Annotated in this window: 16 protein-coding genes and 1 pseudogene; 11 read left to right on the forward strand and 6 right to left on the reverse strand. The window is 51.8% G+C overall.

The annotated features are described in order from the left end of the window. Positions 1-19: 19 nt before the first annotated feature. Positions 20-3,169, reverse strand: a complete 3,150-nt coding sequence (locus COO59_RS08950; RefSeq protein WP_103059450.1) for a hypothetical protein — start codon at positions 3,167-3,169, stop codon at positions 20-22. 781 nt (positions 3,170-3,950) lie between these two features. On the opposite strand from COO59_RS08950, the gene COO59_RS08955 reads away from it, so the two are divergent. From COO59_RS08955 to rcsB, 3 genes are read left to right on the forward strand one after another with little or no spacing between them, the layout of a single operon-like run. After that, on the forward strand, positions 3,951-5,105 hold the full coding sequence (locus COO59_RS08955; protein WP_103059451.1) for an MFS transporter: 1,155 nt from the start codon (positions 3,951-3,953) through the stop codon (positions 5,103-5,105). Positions 5,106-5,128: 23 nt separating this feature from the next. After that, complete coding sequence (gene rcsD, locus COO59_RS08960) at positions 5,129-7,786, forward strand: phosphotransferase RcsD (protein WP_103059452.1); 2,658 nt, start codon at positions 5,129-5,131, stop codon at positions 7,784-7,786. 1 nt (position 7,787) lies between these two features. Continuing rightward, positions 7,788-8,441, forward strand: coding sequence for a response regulator transcription factor RcsB (gene rcsB, locus COO59_RS08965; RefSeq protein WP_103059453.1), 654 nt, complete (start codon positions 7,788-7,790; stop codon positions 8,439-8,441). Between the two features lie 55 nt (positions 8,442-8,496). Here rcsB and rcsC read toward each other — a convergent pair whose 3' ends face one another. Further along, positions 8,497-11,349 (reverse strand): two-component system sensor histidine kinase RcsC, encoded by a 2,853-nt coding sequence (rcsC, locus tag COO59_RS08970; RefSeq protein WP_103059454.1) that lies wholly within the window; start codon positions 11,347-11,349, stop codon positions 8,497-8,499. Between the two features lie 626 nt (positions 11,350-11,975). Between rcsC and COO59_RS20910 the strand changes: the two genes are divergently transcribed. The 7 genes and pseudogenes from COO59_RS20910 (at position 11,976) to COO59_RS08990 (ending at position 17,795) form a co-directional block, all read left to right on the forward strand. Next, the gene (locus tag COO59_RS20910) at positions 11,976-12,140 is read left to right on the forward strand and encodes a hypothetical protein (protein WP_165786503.1); all 165 of its coding nucleotides are present in this window, start codon (positions 11,976-11,978) and stop codon (positions 12,138-12,140) included. Between the two features lie 90 nt (positions 12,141-12,230). Beyond that, positions 12,231-13,412, forward strand: a complete 1,182-nt coding sequence (locus tag COO59_RS08975; RefSeq protein WP_103059455.1) for a radical SAM protein — start codon at positions 12,231-12,233, stop codon at positions 13,410-13,412. Between the two features lie 24 nt (positions 13,413-13,436). Next, a complete protein-coding gene (locus COO59_RS08980) occupies positions 13,437-14,708 on the forward strand; it encodes an HlyD family secretion protein (RefSeq protein WP_103059456.1) in 1,272 nt (423 codons plus the stop codon). Next, a complete protein-coding gene (locus COO59_RS21630; protein ID WP_420845707.1) occupies positions 14,708-14,845 on the forward strand; it encodes a cysteine peptidase family C39 domain-containing protein in 138 nt (45 codons plus the stop codon). Before COO59_RS08980 ends, COO59_RS21630 begins: the two co-directional genes overlap by 1 nt. Positions 14,846-14,856: 11 nt before the next feature. Beyond that, positions 14,857-15,126: pseudogene (locus COO59_RS21550) on the forward strand (cysteine peptidase family C39 domain-containing protein); the annotation flags it as partial. A 60-nt stretch (positions 15,127-15,186) separates the two neighbouring features. Then, positions 15,187-16,851, forward strand: coding sequence for a peptidase domain-containing ABC transporter (locus COO59_RS21555; protein ID WP_338066120.1), 1,665 nt, complete (start codon positions 15,187-15,189; stop codon positions 16,849-16,851). A gap of 50 nt (positions 16,852-16,901) precedes the next feature. Then, positions 16,902-17,795 carry a hypothetical protein gene (locus tag COO59_RS08990; protein ID WP_103059457.1) on the forward strand — a complete coding sequence of 298 codons (894 nt, stop codon included), beginning with the start codon at positions 16,902-16,904 and terminating at the stop codon, positions 17,793-17,795. Between the two features lie 68 nt (positions 17,796-17,863). Here the strand turns inward: COO59_RS08990 and gyrA are convergent, their stop codons facing one another. Beyond that, positions 17,864-20,500 carry a DNA topoisomerase (ATP-hydrolyzing) subunit A gene (gene gyrA, locus COO59_RS08995; RefSeq protein WP_103059458.1) on the reverse strand — a complete coding sequence of 879 codons (2,637 nt, stop codon included), beginning with the start codon at positions 20,498-20,500 and terminating at the stop codon, positions 17,864-17,866. A 174-nt stretch (positions 20,501-20,674) separates the two neighbouring features. Between gyrA and ubiG the strand changes: the two genes are divergently transcribed. Then, on the forward strand, positions 20,675-21,391 hold the full coding sequence (ubiG, locus tag COO59_RS09000) for a bifunctional 2-polyprenyl-6-hydroxyphenol methylase/3-demethylubiquinol 3-O-methyltransferase UbiG (RefSeq protein WP_103059459.1): 717 nt from the start codon (positions 20,675-20,677) through the stop codon (positions 21,389-21,391). 172 nt (positions 21,392-21,563) lie between these two features. Here the strand turns inward: ubiG and kduD are convergent, their stop codons facing one another. The 3 genes from kduD to COO59_RS09015 all read right to left on the reverse strand — a co-directional run bounded on the left by kduD (position 21,564) and on the right by COO59_RS09015 (position 25,282). Beyond that, the gene (gene kduD / locus COO59_RS09005; protein WP_103059460.1) at positions 21,564-22,325 is read right to left on the reverse strand and encodes a 2-dehydro-3-deoxy-D-gluconate 5-dehydrogenase KduD; all 762 of its coding nucleotides are present in this window, start codon (positions 22,323-22,325) and stop codon (positions 21,564-21,566) included. Positions 22,326-22,509: 184 nt separating this feature from the next. Next, the gene (locus tag COO59_RS09010; RefSeq protein WP_103059461.1) at positions 22,510-23,184 is read right to left on the reverse strand and encodes an oligogalacturonate-specific porin KdgM family protein; all 675 of its coding nucleotides are present in this window, start codon (positions 23,182-23,184) and stop codon (positions 22,510-22,512) included. A gap of 40 nt (positions 23,185-23,224) precedes the next feature. Then, positions 23,225-25,282 (reverse strand): right-handed parallel beta-helix repeat-containing protein, encoded by a 2,058-nt coding sequence (locus COO59_RS09015; RefSeq protein WP_103059462.1) that lies wholly within the window; start codon positions 25,280-25,282, stop codon positions 23,225-23,227. Between the last annotated feature and the right edge of the window lie 11 nt (positions 25,283-25,293).

Here is a 25,293-nt window from a genome sequence, read left to right on the forward strand (position 1 = left end):
CCTTTACTGGACTGTAAGCTTAAACTACCGGCTGCAGATGCTGCTGCAGCGTATCGGCCAGCGTGGTTTCCGCTGGCGCGGCAGCGGCGTAAACGGCGTCGTGATCTTGTACATTACCCTGCGCGCCCACTTCAGGGTTGTGCCACATATCCGCTGGCGCGGCGGGCAGCACGGTTTCTGCTGCAGGAGAAACATCAAGCGGATCGCTGACAGCGCCCCGCTTTTCTGCCGCAGCATCCTGCTGCGTGGCGCTCTCGCCGGGAGCCAGACGATCGAGCAGCGCGCCGATCGCGGAGGGTTCGCTGTGGTGCAGCCCCAGCGCCGTGTTATCCAGTGAATCCGCTTGTGCCGCGCTATCGCTCATCGCCGCCGTGCTGACGGCGAATGTCTCCGCCTCCGTTGGCAGGCTGCTGCTCAGGGTGGCCACGCCGTCATCATCAACGGTAAACATCTTCGCCTGCACATCGCGCACCGTAATTTCCTGGTTGTTCTGCACAAAGCTATCGGTCAGCGTAGCGATGACGGTATAGCTACCGGGCGCCAGCGCCTCAATATCGCTGGCCGGGATCGCCACCTGCCAGTGATTATCGAAGCCGCTATTATCCGGCCCGGCCTCGGAGGTGGTGGTGTAGGTTTTGCCGTTCAGCAGCACCGTTACCGCGCCGCCCATGCCCAGCCCTTCGCCGGATGAGTGCGATGAGCTGATAGTTAAATCCTGATGCTTTTCGCTCCCGCTCAAATGCTGATCGCCGCCGATGGGATCAAAGGTGAAGGTCATAGGATAGTGATAAGCATAACCCAGGCCCCCTATTTCAATCTGCCGCGAGTCGGCAAACTGGTTGCCATCCTTATCCTGATAGCTGACGGTAGCGTGCGTGGTATCGCCGTTGCTCAGGCTGGGAAGCCGGTCAACGTAGACGCTCCACAACCCATCGCTGGTCACTTGGCCTTTATAAGTTTGATCCCCGACCACCAGCTTAACGGTGCTGCCTGCCGCAAGATGTTCCGCATGGCCGGTAACATACTGAGGGGCGGCAGTCTCATAGTAGTTAACATCATCATCGCCAAAGAAGGGGTTCATGCTCAGCAGCGGCGTTTCATTGCCTTCGCCGTTAGCATTTAGCGTTAACGTTGTAGCCACCTCGTTGACTTCATTCCCTCTTGGCAGTGAAGCCACCAGCGTGACCTGCCCCGCCAGCGGTAACGCCTGCAGATCCTCATGCGGAATGGTGACGATCCAGCGGCTATCGTTGGTGGTTTTGGTGCTGTAGGTATGGCCGTTCAACGACACCTGCACCTCATAGCCGTTGCCGATATAGCGGCCCCAGCCGGAGACCAGCAGATCGCCGCCGCGCTCCACCGCGCTCAGCACATCATCGCCGGTGACCTTATTTATAAACAGGCTCGGCAGCGTAGTGACGGCGTTAGTCAGGGTGAACTCGCTGGTAACATGATGTTCCATGCCTGCGGTATCGGTATGGTCCGCTCTTACGGTCACTTTGCCATTCGGGATGGCGGCGATATCGCTCTCCGGCACGCTGACATACCACATCGCATCGTTGCCCAGCGTGCCGCTATAGGTCTTGCCGTGCAGCGTGATCAGCACCGTATCGCCCGGTGCGCCCTGATGGGCATAGCCGGAAAACACCGTGGCGTTGCCGTGCTCGTGAGCGGACACGGCGTTGTTGCCGGAGATCGGGTTAAACGCCAGATCCGGATCGATAACGGTGAAGGTTTTAGTCTGGGTGCTGTTAACGCTGGCACCAGCGTTAACCGTGGCGTTGATCGAGGCGACCACGGTATAGCTGCCCGGCGGCAGCGCCTGCACGTCGCTGGCGGGGACGGTTATCTGCCAGTGGTTATCATAATCGCCGCCCTCTACCACGCCGGTATAGGTTTTGCCGTTCAGCGTGACGTAAACCGTTTCGCCAAAGCCGAGGTTTTCGCCAGAAAATCTGGACCCGGTGATAATTAAATCATTTTGCGCTTCCTGCCCGTCCAGCCGGCCGTCAACGCTAATGGTATCGATCTGAAAAGCCATCGGATATTTATAAGGGTAGCTGGAGGGAACCAGATGGATTTCCCGGCTGGCGGCGACCTGGTTGCCGTCGCTGTCCTGCCAGCTGACCACGGCATGGGTAGAGCTGGTATTGCGCGCGTTATACAGCTGTTCAACCCTGACGCTCCAGACGCCATCGTCGGTGACGTCGCCATAAAAGACTTTGTCGGAAACGGTCAGCTTGATCCTGCTGCCCCCCGGAATATGCGTGGAATGGCCGGTAATAAAGGTGGCGGCGCCGATTTCATACAGGCTGATAGTGTCATCTGCCGATACGGTATCGATGCTCAGCGACGGCGAGGCTTTTCCTTCTCCCTGGTTATTCAGCGTAAGGGTTTTCGCCACTTCAGCCACGCGAGCCTCATAGCCCAGCGAGGCCAGCAGCGTAATATTGCCTTGCGGCAGCGCCTGTACATCCTCGCCGGGAATGCTAATCGTCCAGCGGCTGTCTTTGGTGGTGGTGGTATGGTACTGGTGGCCATTGAGGGTAATAGTCACTTCACGGCCTTCGGTGATGTTGCGCCCCCAGCCGGAAATCAGCAGATCGCCGCCGCGCTCAACCGCGCTCAGCACATCGTCACCGGTTACCTTATTCAGAAACAGAACCGGCCCGGAGGTGGCCCCATTACCGGCCTGCAGGCTAAACTGGCTGCTGGCCTGATGCAGCATGCCCGCACTGTCGGTATGCGTCGCGCTTACCGCTACCTCGCCATTAGGGATCTGCGCAATATCGCTTTCCGGGACGTTGACATACCACATCGCATCGCTGCCCAGCGTACCGCTGTAGGTCTTGCCGTGCAGCGTGACGCTAACCGTATCGCCCGGACTGCCGGTACGGGCGTAGCCGGAAATCACCGTGGCGTTGCCGTGTTCGTAATAGCCAACGATGTTGTCAATGGAGATCGGGTTGATGCTGAGCGCGTCATCGGTCACGGCGCTGGCCAGCAGAGTGCCGTGCGTGGTGGAGGAGTCAACGGCAACACCGGCGGCCGTATTCGGCGCGGCGGTGAGAGCGGCGGCTTCAATGGTGGAGGCGAGGCTGGCCTGCAGCGTGGCGGTGGAAAAAGGGATGGCAGCGGCAAGCCGTTGTTGGTTAGCGGTGTTGGCCATTAAACTCTCCTGTAACACCAGATAAAAAAATATCGTACGCAGCCGCATCCAGCGGCGCAGGCCGGGATGGGTTGCATAGGGTTATTTATCCTTTCATTACCCGACAGAAAGGTCTGGTGCGCACCGGAGCTAAATCAGCTTAATAACAAGGATGAAAAAGTTAACTAATAAAGGTTATTACCATCATACGCGAACAGATATAAAGAAAAGAGACCGCCGTAGCATCTCTATCCGCTAATCCTACCGATTAATAAAATTAATAGTTGGCACCAGAAAAGCGCGGTACATCTTTTAACCGAATTTGGCTGGCCGCATGCTAATGCACTGAAATAGCGCAGCCTCACTCCGTTTTGCCGCCGGCCTTGTTCACCATTGCAGCCGCTGATGATCGTGCCGCTCACCTCTGACAAAGAAGTTTCCTTTTAGGATTTTGCCTGGCCGATTTCGCGCTGCGCCTGTCCAGCCGCCGCCATGCGCGCCATCTGCCCGCCGTTTGTCAGGAAGTAAAATATCGCGGGAAAATCCGGTTAAAATCGGCAACCTGTACGATACTATTTTCGCTGCCGCCCCGCCGACGTGCCTGCTTTTACGGCGTTTAGCCAGGAACTTTCCTGAAAAGCCTGGCTAAAGAGGGAAATTTATTAACAAGCGGGAAGTTATCGTTTAATAAGCTTGCTGGCGCAGATTGGCTGTAGCCGCCATCCTGCCGGGATGAAAGGCTGCTCTGCCGGTTGATTTTGTGTTAAAAAGGAACCTCTTTGCGCATTCTGGAAACTGAACAATGACATCAGCGGATGTTGAACAGACACAGAAGAACCAACCCGCGGTGCAGCTGGCTACGCGGATCATTTTTCTGATTGCCGGTATCGGCGTTTCAACCTGGGCGCCGCTGGTACCTTACGCCAAAGCACGCCTGGAGGTCAGCGATGCGGCCCTGGGCGGACTGCTGCTGTTTCTCGGCCTCGGCTCGCTGATCGCCATGCCGCTGACCGGATCGCTGGTCGGCAAGCAGGGCTGCAAACGCGTGATTGTCTGCTCATCGCTGATCGTTATGCTGCTGTTGCCTTTTATGGCGACGCTGGCTTCCCCCGTCGCGCTGGGTATTGCGCTGATGCTGTTCGGCGCGGCGATCGGCACCCTGGATGTCGCCATGAATATTCAGGCCGTTGAGGTAGAAAAAGCGGCAGAACGTACCATGATGTCCGGTTTTCACGGTTTTTATAGCGTCGGCGGCATCGCCGGTGCCGGTCTGGTCAGCGCGATGCTGTGGCTGGGATTGCCGCCGCTGCAGGCGGTGCTGGCGATGCTGATCCTGCTGGTTCTGTTACTGCTGGGCAGCCAACGCTGGCTGCTGACGGAGCGGACGCATCAGCAGGATACGCCGCTGTTCGTGGTGCCGCGCGGCTGGGTGCTGTTTCTCGGCCTGCTCTGTTTTATTCTGTTTCTTACCGAAGGCGCGGTGCTGGACTGGAGCGCTCTGCTGCTGACCCAGGAGCGTAAGATGCCCGCCTCGCAGGCCGGTCTGGGCTACGCGGTGTTTTCCATCGCCATGAGTATTGGCCGTCTGACAGGCGACCGTATCGTTAGCCGTTTCAGTAATCAACAGGTGCTGGCGGGCGGCTGTCTCTGCGCCGCGCTGGGCGTGCTGCTGCTGATTAGCGTCGATAACGTGACGGTTGCGCTGCTGTCGTTTTTACTGATTGGCTTTGGCGCTGCGAATACCGTGCCGATTTTGTTCAGCGCCGCCGGTCGTCAAACCGCGATGCCGGTAAATATGGCGATCTCAGCCATGACAACCATCGGTTATGCCGGTATTCTGGCAGGTCCGGCGTTAATCGGCTTTGTGGCTCACGGCTTTAGTCTGGTGACCGCGTTTGCTGCCATCGTGATCCTTCTGGTGGCGGTTGCTGCCAGCGCACGGCTGGTGACACGTTAAATGGTCAGGTGCCCTCTTTCATCATGATGTATAAGTTTCCTTTATCCTCCAGCAACGTTACGCGTTTTTTCGTGATGTTTATTCTGCTGCTGCTGCTGGCGCTGGGCTTTATGGTTCATAACGCGGTTAATGCCTGGCTGATGGAAAAACGCTATGCCATGGCGGATATTACCCGTTCGGTGCAAAAGCGCATCGATACCTATCGCTTCGCGACCTGGCAAATTTATGAGAACCTGGCGGCCAGCGCCGCGGGCAGTACGCCGTCCGCCAGCCTGCAGGAGACCCGGCTGCGCCCTGACGTCTACTATCTGGAAAAAATGCGGCGCAAAACCGAGGCGCTGATCTTCGGTTCGCATGACAGCAGCACGCTGGATATGACGCTGCGCATGTCTAACTATCTGGATACCCTGTGGGGCGCGGAAAACAGCACCTGGTCGATGTATTTTCTCAACGGGCAGGATAATAGCCTGATCCTGATCTCTACCCTGCCGCTGAAAGATATGGCGACGCGCTATAAAGAGAGCGCCATCAGCAGTATCGTTGACGCGCGCCGCGTAGAGATGCTGCAGCAGGCCAACGCGCTGGATGAGCGCGAAAGCTTCTCGCCGCTGCGCCGTTTCGCCTGGCAGAACGATCGCTACTTTACCGTGCGTACTACCTTTAATCAGCCGGGCCATCTGGCGACCGTGGTGGCGTTTGATATGCCGGTTAACGATCTGATCCCGCATAATATGCCGCTGGAAAATTTCCAGCTGAAGCAGGACGCCACCCTGAGCAGCAGCACGGCCAGCGATGATGAGTTACAAAATACCCGTATCACCCTCAACAATCCCAACGTAGAAATCGCAGCTTCGCTGCCCAGCACGCCGCTGCAGCTGATTTATCGCATCCCGCTCAGTACGCTCGCCTTAGATACCTTGCGCAATCTGATGTGGCCGCTGATCGCCGACCTGCTCTTGCTGTTAATGTCGCTGGCCGGCCTGTTTTTGCTGCGCCAGCAATCGCTGCGTCCGGGAGAAAACCAGAGCGCCGAGCTGGACGCGCTGCGTATGCTGAACGAGGAGATCGTCGGCAGCCTGCCAGTCGGCCTGCTGGTGTATGACTTCGCCAGCAATCGCACGATTATCAGCAACAAAATCGCTGAGCATCTGCTGCCGCATCTGAACCTGCAGAAAATCGTGAATATGTCCGATCAGCATCAGGGCGTGCTGCAGGCGACGGTAAATAACGAAGTTTATGAGATTCGCCACGCCCGCAGCCAGCATTCGCCGCATACGCAGCTGTTTCTGATGCGCGATCAGGATCGCGAGCTGCTGGTGAATAAAAAATTGCAGAAGGCGCAGCAGGTGCTGGATCGCAATCATCAGCTGCGTCAACAGCTGTTGCAGAATCTCGGCCATGCGCTGCATCGTCCGCTGCAGCAGGTGGTGACGCAGCTGCAAACGCTCAGCGAAGCCGGCGACGACGAACCTGCGCTGGACGCGCTGGAAAACAGCCAGGCGCTGGCGCGTCTGGTGGATGATATTGTGCTGCTGAACCGGCTGGAAACCCATGACTGGGCGCCGGATGCCGCCTCCTTTAACCTGCAATCATTGCTGGATGAGCTGACGCTGGAGCTGCTGCCGCTGTCGCGCCGTAAAGGATTGACGCTGCTGGTACGCAATCACCTTAACAGCGATGAGATGCGCTTTGGCGATAGCCGGGCGATTTATAAGGTGCTTGCCACCCTGCTCCACTATTCGCTGACCACCACCAGCTGGGGCAAGATCTCGCTGGAGATCGATTCGCCTGCCGATCGCCCCGATCGGCTGAATATTCAGATTGTGGATACCGGCGCGGGCCTGACGCGCGATGAGCTGGGCAATAACGATTTCCCGTTCCTTGGCGAAACCAGCGAGGATCGTTTTGGGCAGGCTTCTGGCCTCGCCTTTTTTCTCTGCCGTCAGCTGTGCAAACAGATGGGCGGACATCTGGAGATTCTGGCCCGGCCAGATATTGGCACGCGCTACAGCATTTTGTTGCACGTGCCGCCGGAACATCAACAGCAGCAGGAAGAGAAGCTGCTGGAAGATGTCATTATGCTTATCGACATCGCTGTCGATGACATTCGTAAAATCGTCACCCATCAGTTAGAAAACTGGGGCGCGAAGTGCATCACGCCGGATGAACGCTTTGCCGGCCAGGCGCACGACATCCTGATCACCGACGATCCGGCGCGGCTTTCCGGCTGGTCGTTGTTGCTGACGGATAATGAACTGGGCTTTACCGTCCTGAATGAACAGCAGTATCGGGTTAACTTTAACCTGAGCAGCGCGTTGCTGGATGCGCTGTTACAGCTGATTGAGAAGCAGCTATCTCAGGAGATGTCGCCTGCCGGGGAAGATGAAGAAGCGGAGGCCGTTCCGCTTATCAGCGGGGGGTACTACCAGCTATTTGTCGAGACAGTACCGGAAGATGTACAGAGACTGTATACTGAAGCGTCGAACAGGGATTACGCGACGCTTGCTCAGACAGCGCATCGCCTGAAAGGGGTATTTGCCATGCTTAATTTGGTACCCGGCAAGGAGCTTTGTGAACAGCTGGAACAGCACATTAAAGCGAGTGACGATTTAAACATCAAAAATACCACCAGTGACATTGACGCTTATGTCAATAAACTGCTGCAGCAAGGTAACCAATAAGATGAATAATTTGAACGTAATTATTGCCGATGACCATCCAATTGTTCTGTTTGGCATTCGTAAATCTCTTGAACAAATTGAATGGGTTAACGTAGTTGGTGAGTTTGAAGACTCGACAGCATTGATTAACAGCCTTTCCAAACTGGACGCCAACGTCCTGATTACCGACCTCTCCATGCCTGGCGAAAAATATGGCGACGGCATTACGCTGATCAAATATATCAAACGTCACTATCCGGATCTGTCGATTATCGTTCTGACCATGAACAATAACCCGGCAATCCTCAGCGCCGTGCTGGATCTGGATATTGAAGGCATCGTGCTGAAACAGGGTGCGCCGACCGACCTGCCGAAAGCGCTGGCGGCACTGCAGAAAGGGAAGAAATATACCCCGGAAAGCGTGGCCAAGCTGCTGGAGAGAATCAGCGCCGGCGGCTACGGCGATAAGCGCCTGTCGCCGAAAGAGAGCGAAGTGCTGCGCCTGTTCGCCGAAGGCTTCCTGGTGACCGAGATCGCCAAAAAGCTGAACCGCAGTATCAAAACCATCAGTAGCCAGAAAAAATCAGCAATGATGAAGCTGGGCGTTGATAACGATATTGCACTGCTGAACTACCTTTCTTCGGTCAGCAGCACCGCCCCGATGGACAAAGAGTAAGTTGCCCCCGAATAACGCGTCATGGAAGACGCGTTATTGCCAAATTCCCCTGCTCCTACACGCCGCGTATTTTTCTGACGCGCTCGGCATAGATTGCCAGCGAGGTTTTTAAGGTATCCAGCGTCACCGGCTTCGACAGACAGTTGTCCATTCCCGCTTCCATACAGCGCTGCTTCTCCTCCGCCAGAGCGTTAGCGGTTACGCCAATAATCGGGAAGGTTTGTCCCAGCTGGCGCAGGCGCTGCGTCAGACGATAACCATCCATATTCGGCATATTGACGTCGGTCAGCACAATATCAATTTCGCTGCGGCTAATCACGTTAAGCGCATCCACCCCGTCCTGCGCCGTTTTAACCCGATAGCCCAGCGAGCTAAGCTGATCGGAAAGCAGCATACGGTTAATAGGATGGTCATCTACTACCAGAAGCAGAATGTCATGATTATCAACGCCCGGCTGCTCCGGCACCGCCAGCGACGCCAGGCCATCCGGCACTTCAACCAGCACGCTATAAATTTTGCCCAGCAGCGTCGGCAGTTCGTGCGGCATGGCGGTGCTGTAGATCCAGCGTCCGGGCTTCAGCTCATATGGCACATCAATATGCGCGCCGTCAAACATGATTACCGCACGCACCGGCTGCTCCGGCTGGAAGTCGTAATCGGTAATAATCACATCATCTGCCCGCCACTCCTGCTCGTCCAGCCGCATCACCTTGATCCCATGCGCCTGCAACAGCCGCGTCATAAAGGCGGCCAGCGCATCGTTACGCAGCGCCAGCCAGATCTGCTTATCTTCCAGACCTTCATGCAGTACCGGCGCCATCACCTGACTGTTATAGAGCGGGATGCGCACCGTAAACTGGCTGCCCATGCCCGGTTCAGATTCCACCTCAATATCGCCATCCATCATATTGATCAGCTTTTCACAGATCGCCAGCCCAAGGCCGGTTCCCTGGAAATTACGCTGCACGCCGGTGCCCACCTGGAAGAAAGGATCGAACAGCCGGGTGATCTCCTTGCTGGCGATGCCCACGCCGGTATCACGCACGCGCACCGCCAGATATCCCTGACGGATATAGGCATGCAGAATAATGCAGCCGGTATGGGTAAATTTAATGGCGTTGTTGAGCAGGTTGGAAATCACCTGCTGCAGGCGCATCGGATCGCCGTCCAGCGCGACCGGCACGTCATATTCAATAAAGCAGTAGAGCGTCAGGCGCTTTTTTACCACCAGCGATAAATAGTTGGCGGTGATATGGGTAATAATCTCGCGCGGCGCAAAAGGACGCGGCTCGATTTGCAGCTGTTCCGACTCAATTTTAGAGAAGTCGAGAATATCGCTGATAATTTTCAGCAGCAGGCTGGAAGAGTTATTCATCGCCGTCACCAGCGAATCTACTCCTTTCGGCAGCTGCCTGGTTTGCAACAAATCGAGGTTGCCGATAATCCCGTACAGCGGCGTACGCAGCTCGTGGCTGACGGTCGCCAGGAACATCGACTTGGACTGGCTGGCCTGCTCGGCCGCATGCGCCATCTCCTGCAGCGACTCTTCCATTTTCACGCGCGCGCTAACGTCCACCAGCACGCAAATCGCTACATTTTCATTGCGATAGCGTGAATGGACGAAACTGATTTGCAGGTTGGTATTGCTGCCGGTCAGCAGATCGACAAAGTTAACCTGCTGGCCGCTGATAATTTCCGTCAGCTTCTGGCGATCTTCCTGCGTCAGCATGGTGAGATAGTTATGCGCCAGCTCGTTACTCAGGATATTGGTGCCGTCGCGGGTGCGCAGAATACAGATGCCAACCGGCGCGGAAGCCACGATTTTACGGTTAAACTGCTCATGCTCTTCCAGCCGGTGCGCATTTTCCTCCGCCGGCAGAAACATCCGGCGCTCAAACAGCCAGGCAAGGGTGAACAGAATAATCGCGCTGATCAGGTTCAGCAGGACGGCGTTAATCATCAAAAGTTTAAGACGATCCACCAGCACATCGGTCGGCACCGAATAGATGATGCTCAGATTAGAAGGATGCAGGGTTTTCTTCAGTACCAGCTGCTTATAGCTGTCAACATAGCCAAACCAGGCTTTCTCATCAGGAACCTCATCAAGCGAGAAGGCTACGCGTCCGCGATTGGATGAAAGCACCGGCTGATTAGCCTCGTTAACCAGCGTGGCGGTGACCGGCAGGCTGCCTGGCGTAACAAAATCATCCAGGCGGATGTTTTGCTCAATGCCCAGCAGCGCCTCCAGCTTGTTAGCGATATAGACAGGCGTAACCATATAGAAATAGCCGATGCCCGGCTGCCCGTTACTGCTTACCCAATAAAGGCTGCTTTTACGTTCGTCCGCGCTGCTGTTGCGATAGCGCAAAATGCGCTCATGCAGGGTTTTCACCGTACGCTCACGATCGACCGAGCCGTTGCCAATACCAAAGTCGGTCATACACAGCCCCTCGCCACCGATGAAAAATACCCGATTCAGCTCATAGGCGGAGGCGAAGTTGGTTTTCCAGTAGTTCAGGAAATAGCTGAGTGATTCCAGCGAACTGCGCCAGGTATTGCTCATGGCGGAGCAGTTTGAATTGACGACCAGCGGATAAAACTGCGGCAGCGTGGCTTTGCCGGGAAAGACGCCGTTCAGCACGTCAGTGCCGTTAGCGCTGTTATTCAGGCGGTTTTCCGCAATGTATTTCAGCTCGCGGGTAATATCGGCGGAGTGGCGCACGTACCACTGCGCCTGATCGTAGTTAAGCGTAAACTCCTGACGCACCTGCGCTTCTTGCTCATGCAGAATACTGATAACGTAGAATGCGGTTAACAGCGCCCCCAACGACCACAGCATCAGCGCCAGCGCGCGAAACAGGTAACGGGAAATCCTTAGCGTAGTGCGAAACGAAACGAGATATTTCAAGGGAAACCTGGGCGCAACCGCCAATGATTAAAAATTCTTGATCCCGCTACAGTAGCTTTAGACGACGAAAAAAGCCAGTTATTAGCCGCGGCATGCGGCGCTAAACGCGACGATACCGGAAAAGCGTAAGAATATAGAGTAAATCTATCCGGGGTTATTGTCCTGCTTCAGATTAATTTTTGAACAAATCGTGACTAACATCACGGTCTATTAAATAAAGATGTGGGACTAATTAACATCAATAAAATATAAAATGAAAAAAACGAAAATAAATATAAGTGAATTATTATCCTTCTATAAAGTAGAAGGCATTAGAGACTATCTTAAACAAATTAGGTAACTTTTAGCCTATCAGTTTCAGATGGATACTTATATCAGCGATATAATTAAATTGCAGAAAATAAATTATGGTATTAATTAATAGTTAGTTTAATGAAAATTTTATACTTTTGTTTTAATGGTGTCTTTTACCCTTAATGGATGCCGGAGAGGTAAATTAATCTACCTCTCCGGCAAATAGTTATACATTTAGAGCCGTGGCTTTAAGTGTGTAAAGGCTGCTCTGATACTGTAAGCAGCAGATGAAGTAAACGTTACGTAATCACTATATCCATCAGGAGATTGTTATGAACTTTACCATTAATGACCTTAAAAAATTGCTGTTAAACACTGAAGAAAATAGATCGCCATCCGTAGCGAAAGAGACAATAGAAGAGCTATCTAATGACGATTTAACTAACGTTGGAGGGGGATGGTTTAGAGCCTATCTTCGCTGGAGTCGAAGCTTCTAACTCTGCAACTTAATTTAATATAACAGAAGAATAAGGCTAGCTTAGCCTTATTCTTTAGTAACCCGCATCTTAGTTAAAAGAGATATAAACATGGCTAAAAAAATAGATATTCTGGAGATAATTTTAAAAGTCACAGAGTGCTGTAATATCGCCTGCCGCTATTGCTATTACTTCGAAGGCGATAACCGGGATTTTGCCGATAAACCCAGGGTGATGAATAAGAAAACAGTCATACAATTAGCAAACTACCTAAAAGAAACCGTTGTGGCTCATCAAATCGAAACCTTGCGCATAGATATTCATGGCGGCGAACCGCTCATGATGGGGAAAAAACGCTTAGGAGAACTGCTGCTGATCTTGTCTGACGCATTGAAAAAAATATGCAAGCTGGAGTTTGTCTTACAATGCAATGGGACGCTTATCGATGATGACTGGATTAATATTTTCGCCAAATATCAGGTAGCAGCATCAGTAAGCGTGGATGGTGACGCGGTTACCCATAATCTAAATCGTATCGATCGACGAGGTAAAGGAACGTACCACAGAGTAATGGCAGGATTATCGAAGCTGATCGCGGCCAGTAAAGATAATAAAGTACCTTATCCGGGAGTATTATGTGTGATTAACCCTGATAAAAATGGAAAAGTCATTTTCAGGCATTTTGTTGAACAAAACAAAACACCTTATATATCTTTTATCGAACCCGATTTCACTATCGATGAAGCGAGTAAACAACGAGTAGACGGTATAGGCAATTTCCTGTTGGATGTTTATCAAGAATGGGAAAAAAACAACAGTCCGAAAATCAACAGACATATGTCGTTGAGAGTTTTTAATGATTTACTCAGCGTTTTGATGGTTAGCGGAACAGAATATGAAAATATGAAAACCATCAATTATGTTGTGATTACTATTAGATCGGACGGTTACATAAATCCGGATGATATCTTAAGAAATACACATCCTGAGTTATTTAATGAAAGTTATCATTTAGCCAGCAGTACGTTAGAAGAATTCATCACGTCAGAAGATATTAGAGAACTCTATCGGGGAATTTTTACATTACCCGTCCAGTGTCAAGAGTGCGGAGTAAGAAAATTATGCAGAAACGGATTTTGTTTTGGTTCTTTGCCACACAGATATAGTAAAAAAAATGGCATGAACAATACAAACCTGTTTTGCAAATTTTATCGGGAAATTTGCATCAGGCTATGTAATTATGCAGTTAACAAAGGAAAAACCTTTGCTGAAATTGAAAAGGCCGTCTATTAGACAACTAGTACTGGATCAATAGTCATGACTAAAATAAAAAAATTCTTCCGACCTGAAGCCATAAATTATCAGCAAGAAAGGTTTACTGGACATATTTTATTAACCAGACCACTAAGCTTGACGATTATAACTACTTTTTTCCTCGTTTTAATCATGGCTATTATTTTATTTTTTACTTTTTTCACCTACACCCGAAAAGCACAGGTTAAAGGAGTATTACTTCCCATTCAGCGTGTTATCAGAATTAGTGCTGTTGAACCAGGTTTCGTCAATAAGGTGTTAGCACATGAGGGAGAAGAGATCTCGGCTGGAAAAAATCTATTTATATTATCAAATGAACGATTTAGCTCAATACAGGGAGCAAACGGCACACAGATTCATAAACTTTTGCTGAAACGTAAAGAAAATTTGACAGAGGATTATCAGGTAATTAAAGAGCAGCTTGCCCGGAAAAAAGCAGGCCTACAAAAAAAAATTTCTAATTTAAACAAGGAAGAGCAACTATCTCTGGAGTCAATCAACATCCAAAAAGAACAGATAAAGCTGTTTACAGATATGGTAAGTCGTCACCTTAAGCTATTGCAGAATAAAACAGTGAGTCAACTGGAATTTAACGAAAAGAAATCACAGCTGTTTCTAAAAAAAGGTGATTTAATTGAATTACAAAAACAGCTGGCGGCGTTAACCAGAGAGCAAGATAATGTCAGCGCTGAGCTGGAGCAACTATTATTACAGGAAAAGAGAGAATATTCACTCTACCAACGAGAAATCAATCTTATTCAAAAAGAGATGGTAGAAAAAAACGCGCAGAAGAACATGCACATTGTAGCGCCTCAGGATGGGATAATTAGCACAATAGTTATTTCTGAGGGACAGAGCATAGAAGAGCATACGCTGCTGGCAACTTTAATTCCTAAAGATGCAACCTTAGAAGCTAATCTGTTTATCTCCTCAGACTCTATTGGTTTTTTAAAATTAGGGATGCCTGTTTTATTGCAGTATCAGGCCTATCCATACCAAAAATTTGGTCAGTATCGCGGCATAATTCATGAAATATCCCGTAATACTCTACAGCCGAACGATTTGTTAAATCTTGGCGTTAATATCAAAGCCTCAGAAAATGAAACAGCGCTTTATCGTATTCGTTTAAAATTAGATAATCAGGAAATAAAAGCTTATGGTAAATATTATCCATTAAAAACAGGAATGGAGTTTTCAGCCAGCATTTTGTTAGAAGAGAGAAAGATATATGAATGGATACTTGAGCCATTGTATAGTATCAGAGGAACTTTGTGATGACACATAGAGGGTTAAATATCAATTTTAACTTAAACAGACGTTTGCCCGTGATATTGCAAACTGAAAACTCTGAGTGCGGACTAGCCTGTATAGCTATGATTGCTAATTATTGGGGCTGTGACTATAATTATTAAATCTAAGACAGCGCTTTTTATTATCACATCGAGGAATAACGTTAAAAGATCTTGTTACAATTGCTGAAAAACTCCAATTTAATTCTCGTCCTGTAAGAGTAGAGCTGGATCAGCTTCGCCATCTGAAATGCCCATGTATATTACACTGGAACTTTAATCACTTTGTCGTGTTGAAGAAAGTGAGGCGCCGCCATCTTATCATTCACGATCCTGGATTAGGTAACTGTAAAATTCCTTTAGGACAAACTTCCCAGCTTTTTACTGGCATTGCTCTTGAATTAAGCCCAAAACCTTCTTTTAAGGCGGAAAAGAGTAAATTAAAAATCACTTTTTCTTCTGTTATGGGAAATATAACAGGTCTTAAAAAAGGATTGTTACAGCTGGTGCTACTGGGAATATTGCTACAATTTTGTACGCTTATCGGTCCGCTTTACTTACAATGGATAGTTGATGAAGCTATAGTTACTGCCGATCGCAACTTAATTACAGTTTTGGGTATTGGTTTTCTCTTACTCGTCTTTTTACGCACGGCGATTGAAGCTATCCGCTCATGGTTAACAACTATTTTATCTACTCAACTTAATTTTCAATGGGCAGGCAATGTTTTCTCTCATGTATTAAAACTACCTTTAGAATGGTTTCAGCGGCGGCACTTAGGCGATATAACTTCAAGATTTAATTCTATCCAGGAGATTCAAGACGGGCTGACAACCAAAATAGTTACCGGCATTTTAGATGGTTTACTTGTGATAAGCACATTTTTGATGATGTTTCTGTATAGCACCGGGTTGACTATAATTTCTTTTCTGGCCATATTACTCTATGCTGGATTGAGATGGCTGGCATTCAAGAAACAACGCTACGCCGCTTCAGAATTTATCATTAACAGAGCTAATCAGGAAAGTTTTTTTTTAGAATCCATGCGCGGCATACAAAGTATACGCCTGTATGGTAATGAAGGTTATCGCCATATAGGCTGGATAAATTTGTTAGCAAAGGAGTTCAATGCTAACCTCATCCTGGAGCGATTAAGTATTTCTTTTCAGGCTGCAAATACTCTACTTTTTAATGCAGAAAGAATTATCATAATATGGCTGGCGGCATCACTTATTTTAAACAATGAATTCTCAGTAGGTATGCTCCTTGCTTTTATGTCCTATAAAGAGCAATTAAGCGAGCGTATTGTTTCTTTGATTGATAACCTTTGTACTATAGCAATGTTAAAACTACATGTTGAACGTTTGGCCGATGTTGTTTTTAGCCCGCCAGAAAAAAATCTATCCTCTCCAGAAGCGTTCCATTACGACATTAACATTCTGACGACGCAGATAGAATTAAGAAATGTCTATTTTCGTTACTCTGACTATGAGCCGTTTATATTAGAAAATATTAATTTAACTATCCCAGCCAATCAGTCAGTTGCTATTACTGGTCCGTCCGGTTGCGGAAAAACCACATTATTAAAATTATTATTAGGCTTACTAACCCCAACAGCAGGAGAAATATTGATCGGTAATATCCCCTTGACACGCCTCAATCTTACCAGCTTCAGGACTATTATTGGCAGTGTGATGCAGGACGATCTCCTGTTTTCTGGTAGCGTAGCCGATAACATCTGCTTTTATTCCGCTGAGCCAGATCAGGAACGGATTGAATCCTGTGCGGCTATGGCCGTTATTCATGATGAAATTTTAGCGATGCCTATGGGTTACAATACTTTGATTGGCGATATCGGTAGTGGCTTGTCCGGAGGGCAAAAGCAGCGGGTATTATTAGCCAGAGCGCTATACCGTCAGCCGAAAATACTGGCGCTGGATGAAGCGACAAGTCACTTAGATACGCGTAATGAACAGGCGGTAAATAGTATAATTTCGAAATTTAACTTAACAAGATTAATTGTTGCGCATAGAAAAGAGACGATTATGATGGCCGACAGAGTGCTGAGGATAGAAAAAGCAAATATTATTTCTGATTATTATAATCATAGCACCAACCAACAACAATAAAATACATACCTGGATCACTAATCCTTCTCATATAATAACAGGGTTATCCTATGAAATTATTAAGGTTTTTTTTAGCATTTTCAATTATTAGTACGCAAACGGTGGCAGGAAAAACGGTGCAATTCCCTATGGATTTTGAGAAGGAATTCAATCTTCCCATAATATCACTGACTATTTCCGGCGATAAACATCGCTTTATTTTTGATACGGGAACACAAAACGGCCTTCATCTCCCCGCCGGGATGATAAAGCAAATCCCCGCTTTACGTATAGTTGATGGCAAGCAGAAAAGCATTGACCTGGCAGGACAGATTTCAGAAACACGCGCCTTTTTTATCGATCACCTCGATATTGCGGGGCTACGCTTTAACAACATTAATGGCACAGAATATAAGCCATGGGGATTAGATTACGCCAGCCCGGTAGAAAGCCAGCCAGAAAATGATACCCGACAGCCTGATTATCCCGTTATCGGTCTGAGTTTTTTTCACGATCACATCATTACGTTAGATTTTCCCGCCAGTACGTTAATTGTCGATGACGGTCAGCCAACGGGTCCGGCCTCTGCAGAAAACGGCTGGATAGCTTTACCCTTTGTTTATAACCGGCATGAAGGGTTGGTTATCTCTGTCAGCGACGGTGAAAAAGATTATAAGTTTATTTTAGATAGCGCAGCATCAACGTCTGTTATTAAGTCACACGTCCTTGCTAAGCGCACGGTGACTAAATTTAACAAAGAAGATGATTATTCTTATATTGAGGTTATGCTTACCGGGCTACAGGGCCAGGCGAAACCCATTGAGGCTATAATGATTGACTCCCTGCCTGATGAGTTTCAGGCCGACGGGCTGTTGGGGGTTAATTTTTTACAGCAGTACATAATAAAAATCGATCAGAAAAATAAGCAGCTATGGCTGATGCCAGCGCACTCAGCCGTCGGTTAAAGTGCCTTTCTTTGCCGGCTAAATGCAAAAGGCCGGTCAAACCGGCCTTTTTTTGATGCAAGGAAAGATTACTCTTCTTCGCCGTCCGCGATCTCATCGTCAGTTTCCACTTCCGGGGCGATATCTTCCTCCCCTTCCGCGACGCTGCCATCAATAGTGTCCAGCTCTTCTTCTTCCACCGGCTCAGCAACACGCTGCAGGCCGACCACGTTTTCATCCGCTGCGGTGCGGATCAGAATCACGCCCTGGGTGTTACGGCCAACAATGCTGACTTCCGATACGCGGGTGCGCACCAGGGTTCCAGCATCGGTGATCATCATGATCTGATCGCTGTCTTCCACCTGCACCGCGCCGATAACCGGCCCGTTGCGATCGGTCACTTTGATCGAGATAACGCCCTGCGTCGCACGCGACTTGGTCGGGTATTCGCTGTTCGCGGTACGTTTACCGTAGCCGTTCTGCGTCACCGTCAGGATCGCGCCTTCAGCACGCGGTACGATCAGCGAGACCACGCGATCCCCTTCCGCCAGCTTGATGCCGCGCACGCCGGAGGCGGTACGGCCCATGGCGCGCACTGCCTGCTCGGAGAAGCGCACCACTTTACCGGCGGCGGAGAACAGCATCGCTTCGTTGCTGCCGTCGGTCAGCGCCACGCCGATCAGTTCGTCGTCTTCACGCAGGTTGACGGCGATAATACCGGCGCTGCGCGGACGGCTGAACTCGGTCAGCGAGGTTTTCTTCACGGTGCCGCTGGCGGTCGCCATAAAGATATTGGTGCCTTCGGTGTATTCACGCACCGGCAGAATGGCGGTAATACGCTCGTTGGCTTCCAGCGGCAGCAGGTTGACGATTGGACGTCCACGCGCGCCTCGGCTCGCTTCCGGCAACTGGTAGACTTTCATCCAGTAGAGGCGGCCACGGCTGGAGAAGCAGAGGATAGTATCGTGGGTGTTCGCCACCAGCAGGCGATCGATAAAGTCCTCTTCCTTGATGCGCGCCGCCGATTTACCTTTACCACCGCGACGCTGTGCTTCGTAATCGGAAAGCGGCTGATACTTCACGTAGCCCTGATGTGACAGGGTAACCACGACATCTTCCTGATTGATCAGATCTTCGATATTAATATCGGCGCTGTTGGCGGTAATTTCGGTGCGGCGCTGGTCGCCAAACTGGTCACGAATCGCTTCCAGCTCTTCACGGATCACTTCCATCAGGCGCTCGGCGCTCTCCAGAATGTGGATCAGCTCGGCAATCTGCTCCAGCAGCTCTTTATACTCGTCCAGCAGCTTCTCATGTTCCAGGCCGGTCAGCTTCTGCAGACGCAAATCAAGAATGGCCTGCGCCTGCTGCTCGGTCAGGTGATAGCGACCATCGCGAATACCAAACTGCTCTTCCAGCCACTCAGGACGCGCGGCGTTATCGCCCGCGCGCTCCAGCATGGCGGAAACGTGGCCCAGCTCCCACGCCTGCGCAATCAGCCCGGCTTTCGCTTCGGCCGGCGTCGGCGCGCGGCGGATAAGCTCAATAATCGGGTCGATATTCGCCAGCGCAATCGCCAGACCTTCAAGGATATGCGCGCGATCGCGTGCCTTACGCAGCTCAAAAATGGTACGACGCGTCACCACTTCACGACGGTGACGAACGAAGGCTTCAAGAATATCCTTCAGCGCCATAATCTTCGGCTGGCCCTGATGCAGCGCCACCATATTGATACCGAAAGAGACCTGCAGCTGGGTCAGCGAATAGAGGTTATTCAGCACCACTTCCGCAACCGCATCGCGTTTCACTTCAATCACGATGCGCATACCGTCTTTATCAGACTCATCGCGCAGCGCGCTGATGCCTTCGATACGCTTATCTTTCACCAGTTCGGCGATTTTCTCGATCAGGCGCGCTTTGTTGACCTGATAGGGAATTTCGTGAATGACGATGGTTTCGCGACTGGTTTTGGCATCGGTTTCCACTTCGCCACGGGCGCGGATATAAATTTTACCGCGACCGGTGCGATAGGCCTCTTCGATACCGCGACGTCCGTTGATGATGGCGGCGGTCGGGAAATCCGGTCCGGGGATATGCTCCATCAGCCCTTCAACGCTGATATTCTCATCGTCGATATAGGCCAGACAGCCGTTAATGACTTCGGTAAGGTTGTGAGGCGGAATATTAGTCGCCATACCTACCGCGATACCGGACGAGCCGTTTACCAGCAGGTTAGGCACTTTGGTCGGCAACACTTCCGGAATCTGCTCAGTGCCGTCGTAGTTCGGCACAAAATCGACGGTCTCTTTATCCAGATCCGCCAACAGTTCGTGGGCAATTTTTGACATGCGCACTTCGGTGTAACGCATCGCCGCGGCAGAGTCGCCGTCGATGGAACCGAAGTTGCCCTGTCCATCCACCAGCATATAACGCAGCGAAAACGGCTGTGCCATACGTACGATGGTGTCATAGACGGCAGAATCGCCGTGCGGGTGATATTTACCGATGACGTCGCCAACGACACGGGCAGATTTTTTGTAAGGTTTGTTCCAGTCGTTCCCCAGCACGCTCATAGCAAAAAGCACGCGACGATGGACCGGCTTCAGGCCATCGCGAACATCTGGTAATGCACGGCCAACGATGACCGACATGGCGTAATCGAGATAGGAACTCTTCAGTTCTTCCTCAATATTAACCGGTGTGATTTCTCTGGCAAGGTCGCTCATGGAGCCGCTATCCCTCTACATTTATCCCGGATTTAAAGGTGCGAAAGTATATCACATTGCAACCCGCCGGTGAACGGAAAGCAGCGTTTTAAGCGCGCTTTACTGTTTGCCTCGCCGTGCCGATCGCCGCCAGAAGATGTATACTCCGCAAAACTGTATCAGGAGTGAAAAAAGATGAGTGTGAGCGCGCCAGGTAATGTGGATCATGACGAAATCGCTAAATTTGAAGCGGTAGCGTCACGCTGGTGGGATCTGGAAGGTGAATTTAAGCCGCTGCACCGCATTAATCCGCTGCGCCTTGGCTATATTGCTCAGCACGCCGGCGGCCTGTTCGGCAAGAAAGTGCTGGATGTGGGCTGCGGCGGCGGTATTCTCGCCGAGAGCATGGCGCGCGAAGGCGCGCAGGTAACCGGCCTGGATATGGGCGCGGAGCCGCTGGAAGTGGCGCGTCTGCATGCGCTGGAAAGCGGCGTAAAGGTGGATTACGTGCTGCAAACGGTGGAAGAGCATGCGGAACAACACGCCGGCAGCTATGACGTCGTCACCTGTATGGAGATGCTGGAGCATGTGCCGGATCCGCGCTCGGTGGTGCAGGCCTGCGCCCGTCTGGTCAAGCCGGGCGGCGAGGTATTTTTCTCCACCATTAACCGCAACGCGAAAGCCTGGCTGATGGCGGTGATCGGCGCGGAATATGTGCTGCGGATGGTGCCGCGCGGCACCCATGATGTGAAGAAGTTTATTCGTCCGGCGGAGCTGCTGCACTGGGTGGATGAAACCCCGCTGCGCGAAAAGCATATTATCGGCCTGCACTATAACCCGCTCCGCGACAGCTTCCGCCTGGCGCCCGGCGTTGACGTGAACTATATGCTGCATACGCGCTACGGCGAATAACGGCCGCAGCGATAGCGGCAGATAAGCCGGACGTGCAGGCGAAAACGTAAAGCGTCCTGTGCCACAGAAGGCGCGCGCCGTCAGGAAGAGCGCTTTGCCTCTTTACGATGGCCGAACGTCCGGCTTAATGCAGGCTGACCATTCCTCAGGTCGCCCTTTTAATGCCCGCTAACTAGCGCGCCAGCCAGCCGCCATCCACCGCCAGCGTATAGCCGCTGATATAATCTGCGGCGGAGGAGGCGAGAAACACCACCGGCCCCATCAGATCCTGCGGCAGACCCCAGCGCCCCGCGGGAATACGCCCAATGATCTCCTCGCTACGCGCCTTATCCTCACGCAGCTGCTGCGTATTATTGGTCGCCATATAGCCGGGCGCGATAGCGTTGACGTTGATGCCGTGCTGCGCCCACTCGTTGGCCAGTAGACGCGTCAGGCCCATCACCGCGCTTTTCGATGCGGTGTAGGAAGGCACGCGGATGCCGCCCTGGAAAGAGAGCATCGAGGCGATATTGATAATTTTGCCGCCGCTGCCCTGCTGAATGAACTGGCGCGCCGCCGCCTGCGACATAAAAAACACCGTTTTACTGTTCAGGTTCATGACGTCATCCCAGTCTTTTTCACTGAACGCCAGCGCATCTTCACGGCGGATAATCCCGGCGTTATTGACCAGAATATCGATATGGCCGAAGCTGGCGACCGCTTTTTCCAGCAGCGCCGGGATCTCTTCCAGCCTGCTGAGATCCGCCTTCAGGCTTAAAAAGCGGCGGCCGATCTCCTCTACTTTGTCTGCGGTTTCCAGCGGTTCGACCACGTTAATGCCGACAATATCGCAGCCCGCTTCCGCCAGGCCGATCGCCATCCCCTGCCCCAGTCCGGTATCGCAGCCGGTGACGATCGCGACCTTGCCCTGCAGGGAGAAGTTATCCAGTATCATGCTATTTTCCTTTTTTTCTGCGCGCCTGAAAGGCGCAATTTACTCAGGGACTATTCCCGCTCATCCCGCTCATCCCGCTCAGCGCATCCGTCGTTTGCCGCTTAATGAATGCGGAGCGATGTCGCGGATGCGCGCCTTTTATTGCCGGGCAGCACGGCGTTATTCATAAAAATCGATACGCTTATCAGAAACTGTATTGAATGCCGGTGCGCAAACGCGTTTGCCGCTCATCGCTCTCTTTGCGCACGCTGATATTGCCGACCTCAATATAAGGCGCCAGCGTTTTACTGTATTTCCAGCGCACCTTGAGGTTATGTTCATAATCCCATTTTTTATTATCAAAACGGATTTGGTCGCTGCGCTTATAGATATAGTTATATTCAATGCGCCAGTCGGTAAAGTTATAGCCGAGCCAGAATTCGCCGCGGTTGGTTTTCATATTTTCTTTTCCCGCCTTGTTCTCGCGCTTATATTCATAGCGATAGCGGCCGTTAAGATAAAAACCATTGCTGAAACCATACCCGGTTAATAACAGCGGCTTATAAATGCTGCTTTCGCTGCCTGATTCAAGAGTAAAGCCAGGCTGAATAAACCACTGCGGCGTAATCCTGTGCTGCCAGTTAATACTGCTTTCGCTGCCGTTGCTAACGGTGTCGTGAAGCGCTTTATTCGCCTCGTCGCCGCCCGACTTCCACTTGGTTTCCAGCGAAAAGCCGACGCCGTTGGCGAAGCGGTGCGACACGGTAATGCGGTCTTTATGCACCCGGCTGTCATCCTGCCACTCATGCCGGTAATCAAGGGTGACGGCGGAGGCTGAAGCTGACAGCAGTCCGCAGAAAATAATTATCTGTTTATTCATAAAATAGTCCCTTTGGTATTGATATTGTTATATTCCGTTATTATTTTCCGCTTTTCAGGAAAGCATTGCTGACATCGATAATTCCCGTTACCGCATCGGCATAAACGCCGGTTTTACTGCGCAATGAGAGATTATTTTTAAAGTCCCCCTGTTTTTCCGGCTGCGTATAAGGGCCGGGACGGAAGATAAAATTAAAGCGTTTATTATCCACGGCGATATTATTTTCCACCCATAGCGCGCCGGGATTAAAATTATCGGTAAAACCGTCCATGCCGTTTTCTATCGCCACGCTATTAGAAATACGATGGGCTACCGGAATGCCTTCACCGCCCAGCTTAAAGCCATTATTCACGTTGCGTAGCGCCACGCTGTTCTCAATGGTGACGACGCCGTTCGGCCCATCCTCGATTTTATTAAACAGATCGTAGCCGTCATCGATATTGTCGTGAGAGAAGCAGGCGACCAGCTTATTGCCCTCGCCGACGCGCATTTTCACCGCGAAGCCGTCGGCGTTGATCATGCCGGGATCTTTATTGCCCCAGGATTCGGAATGGGAGATCACATTGTGGCTGGCCCACAAGGCGCGACCGATGCCCGACGGCGAGGCGATCCAGATGCCGGTGTCGTTCGCCTGCCAGGCGGTGACACGGTTAATGAGGTTATGACTGCCGGAGATGGAGAAGCTCTTTTTAGTGATGCCGATGCCCTCAATATCCCAGTAGCTGGCGGCCAGCTGCAGGCCGTGAAACACCGCCCTGTCGCCCATCGGTCGCAGATGCTTGCGCCGATCGGCGCTGCCGCTGGCCGCGGCGGCCAGGGTTGTATCGGGATAGTCGCCGTCCGCCAGCCACAGCACGCCGCCCGGTGCCAGCAGCGCCGCCGCGCTGGCGACATCAAGCGGATGCGCCCGGCTGCCGTCGTTTTGCGCGTTTCCCTGCGGCGAGGCGTAGAGCGTATTGATGTCCGCCACCTTCTTCCGGGTAACCTGTAACTGGCCGCTAATCTTCTCGCCGTTGGCCAGCGCCAGCGTATAGCTCACCGGCGTGATCTCCGTCTTCAGCGTCAGCGGCACGCTGACCATCTCGCCCGCTTTTACCGCCAGTCTGCGCACGCGCTCAACGCCGTCGCTGCTGACCGTTAACGCGCCGTCGCGATCGCTGCGCAGCCGGAACTGATACTCCGACGAGGCCGCTATCGTCGCCGAAGCGATCTCCGCCTGTGCGGGCGGCGTTTTGCCGACAAACTTTTTACCCGGCGCGGCATGGCGTGGCGAGAGCGTCAGGTGCGCCTGATGCACCGTCATCCGGGCGTTGCGCGCGGCGAAGAAGCCTACATAGTAGCTCTCGCTATCCAGCACCGTTACCCGATCTGCATCTCCTGTTTGCTGCGTCACCCAGCTGTCGCTGCCGACGGGCGCCCATGCGGCGGTAAAGCCTTCGTCGGTGCGCGCCAGGCGCAGGCGGAAACGCGGGGTTTTGCGGAGATCGATATTCTGCTGGTAGGGCTGGCGCTTGATCTCCACGCCGGTATTGCCCCAGCTTTGCGTCACGCCGTTACGCGCGATCAGCATCGCCTGCACCCGATGATGCGACGCCTTATCCTGTGTCATAATGGCGTTCATCGCCATATTGGCGGCGGCGGGAAACTCTTCGTAGCCCGGCCGGATGCTCTCCAGCCGCGGCTTGCCAGGCACGTCGCGCGCCAGCAGGCCCGCGCCCTCCTGCCCGGCAGGCATCGCGCCGTTTTCCGGGCCGAACTGATCGATGCTCACCTCCGCTTCCAGTATCATATTGGCGCTGGCGGGCAGCCGGGTGTAATAAAAGGTCAGGCCGTCATGGCTGTTGCCGATTTTGCCGCCGCGGCTTTCAACCGTGGCGGGCAGATGCAGTTTGCCATCCTGCGCGGCGACCTGCGCATCGGCGAAGGTGACCTGATTTACGCCGATCTTCTCCGCCAGCACGTTGGTGGCGAAATTTTTATCGGTGGACTGACCAAAGGTAATGGCGCGCCACGTCAGGCTTTCCGTCTCCGGCAGGGCGTCGGCGGCCCAGGCATTGCCGACGCCGGTGACAAGCAGTAACAGCGGAATAATTTTCATCTCTCTCTCCC

The sequence above is a fragment of the Mixta theicola genome, assembly GCF_002895925.1.
GTDB classification, from domain to species: domain Bacteria; phylum Pseudomonadota; class Gammaproteobacteria; order Enterobacterales; family Enterobacteriaceae; genus Mixta; species Mixta theicola.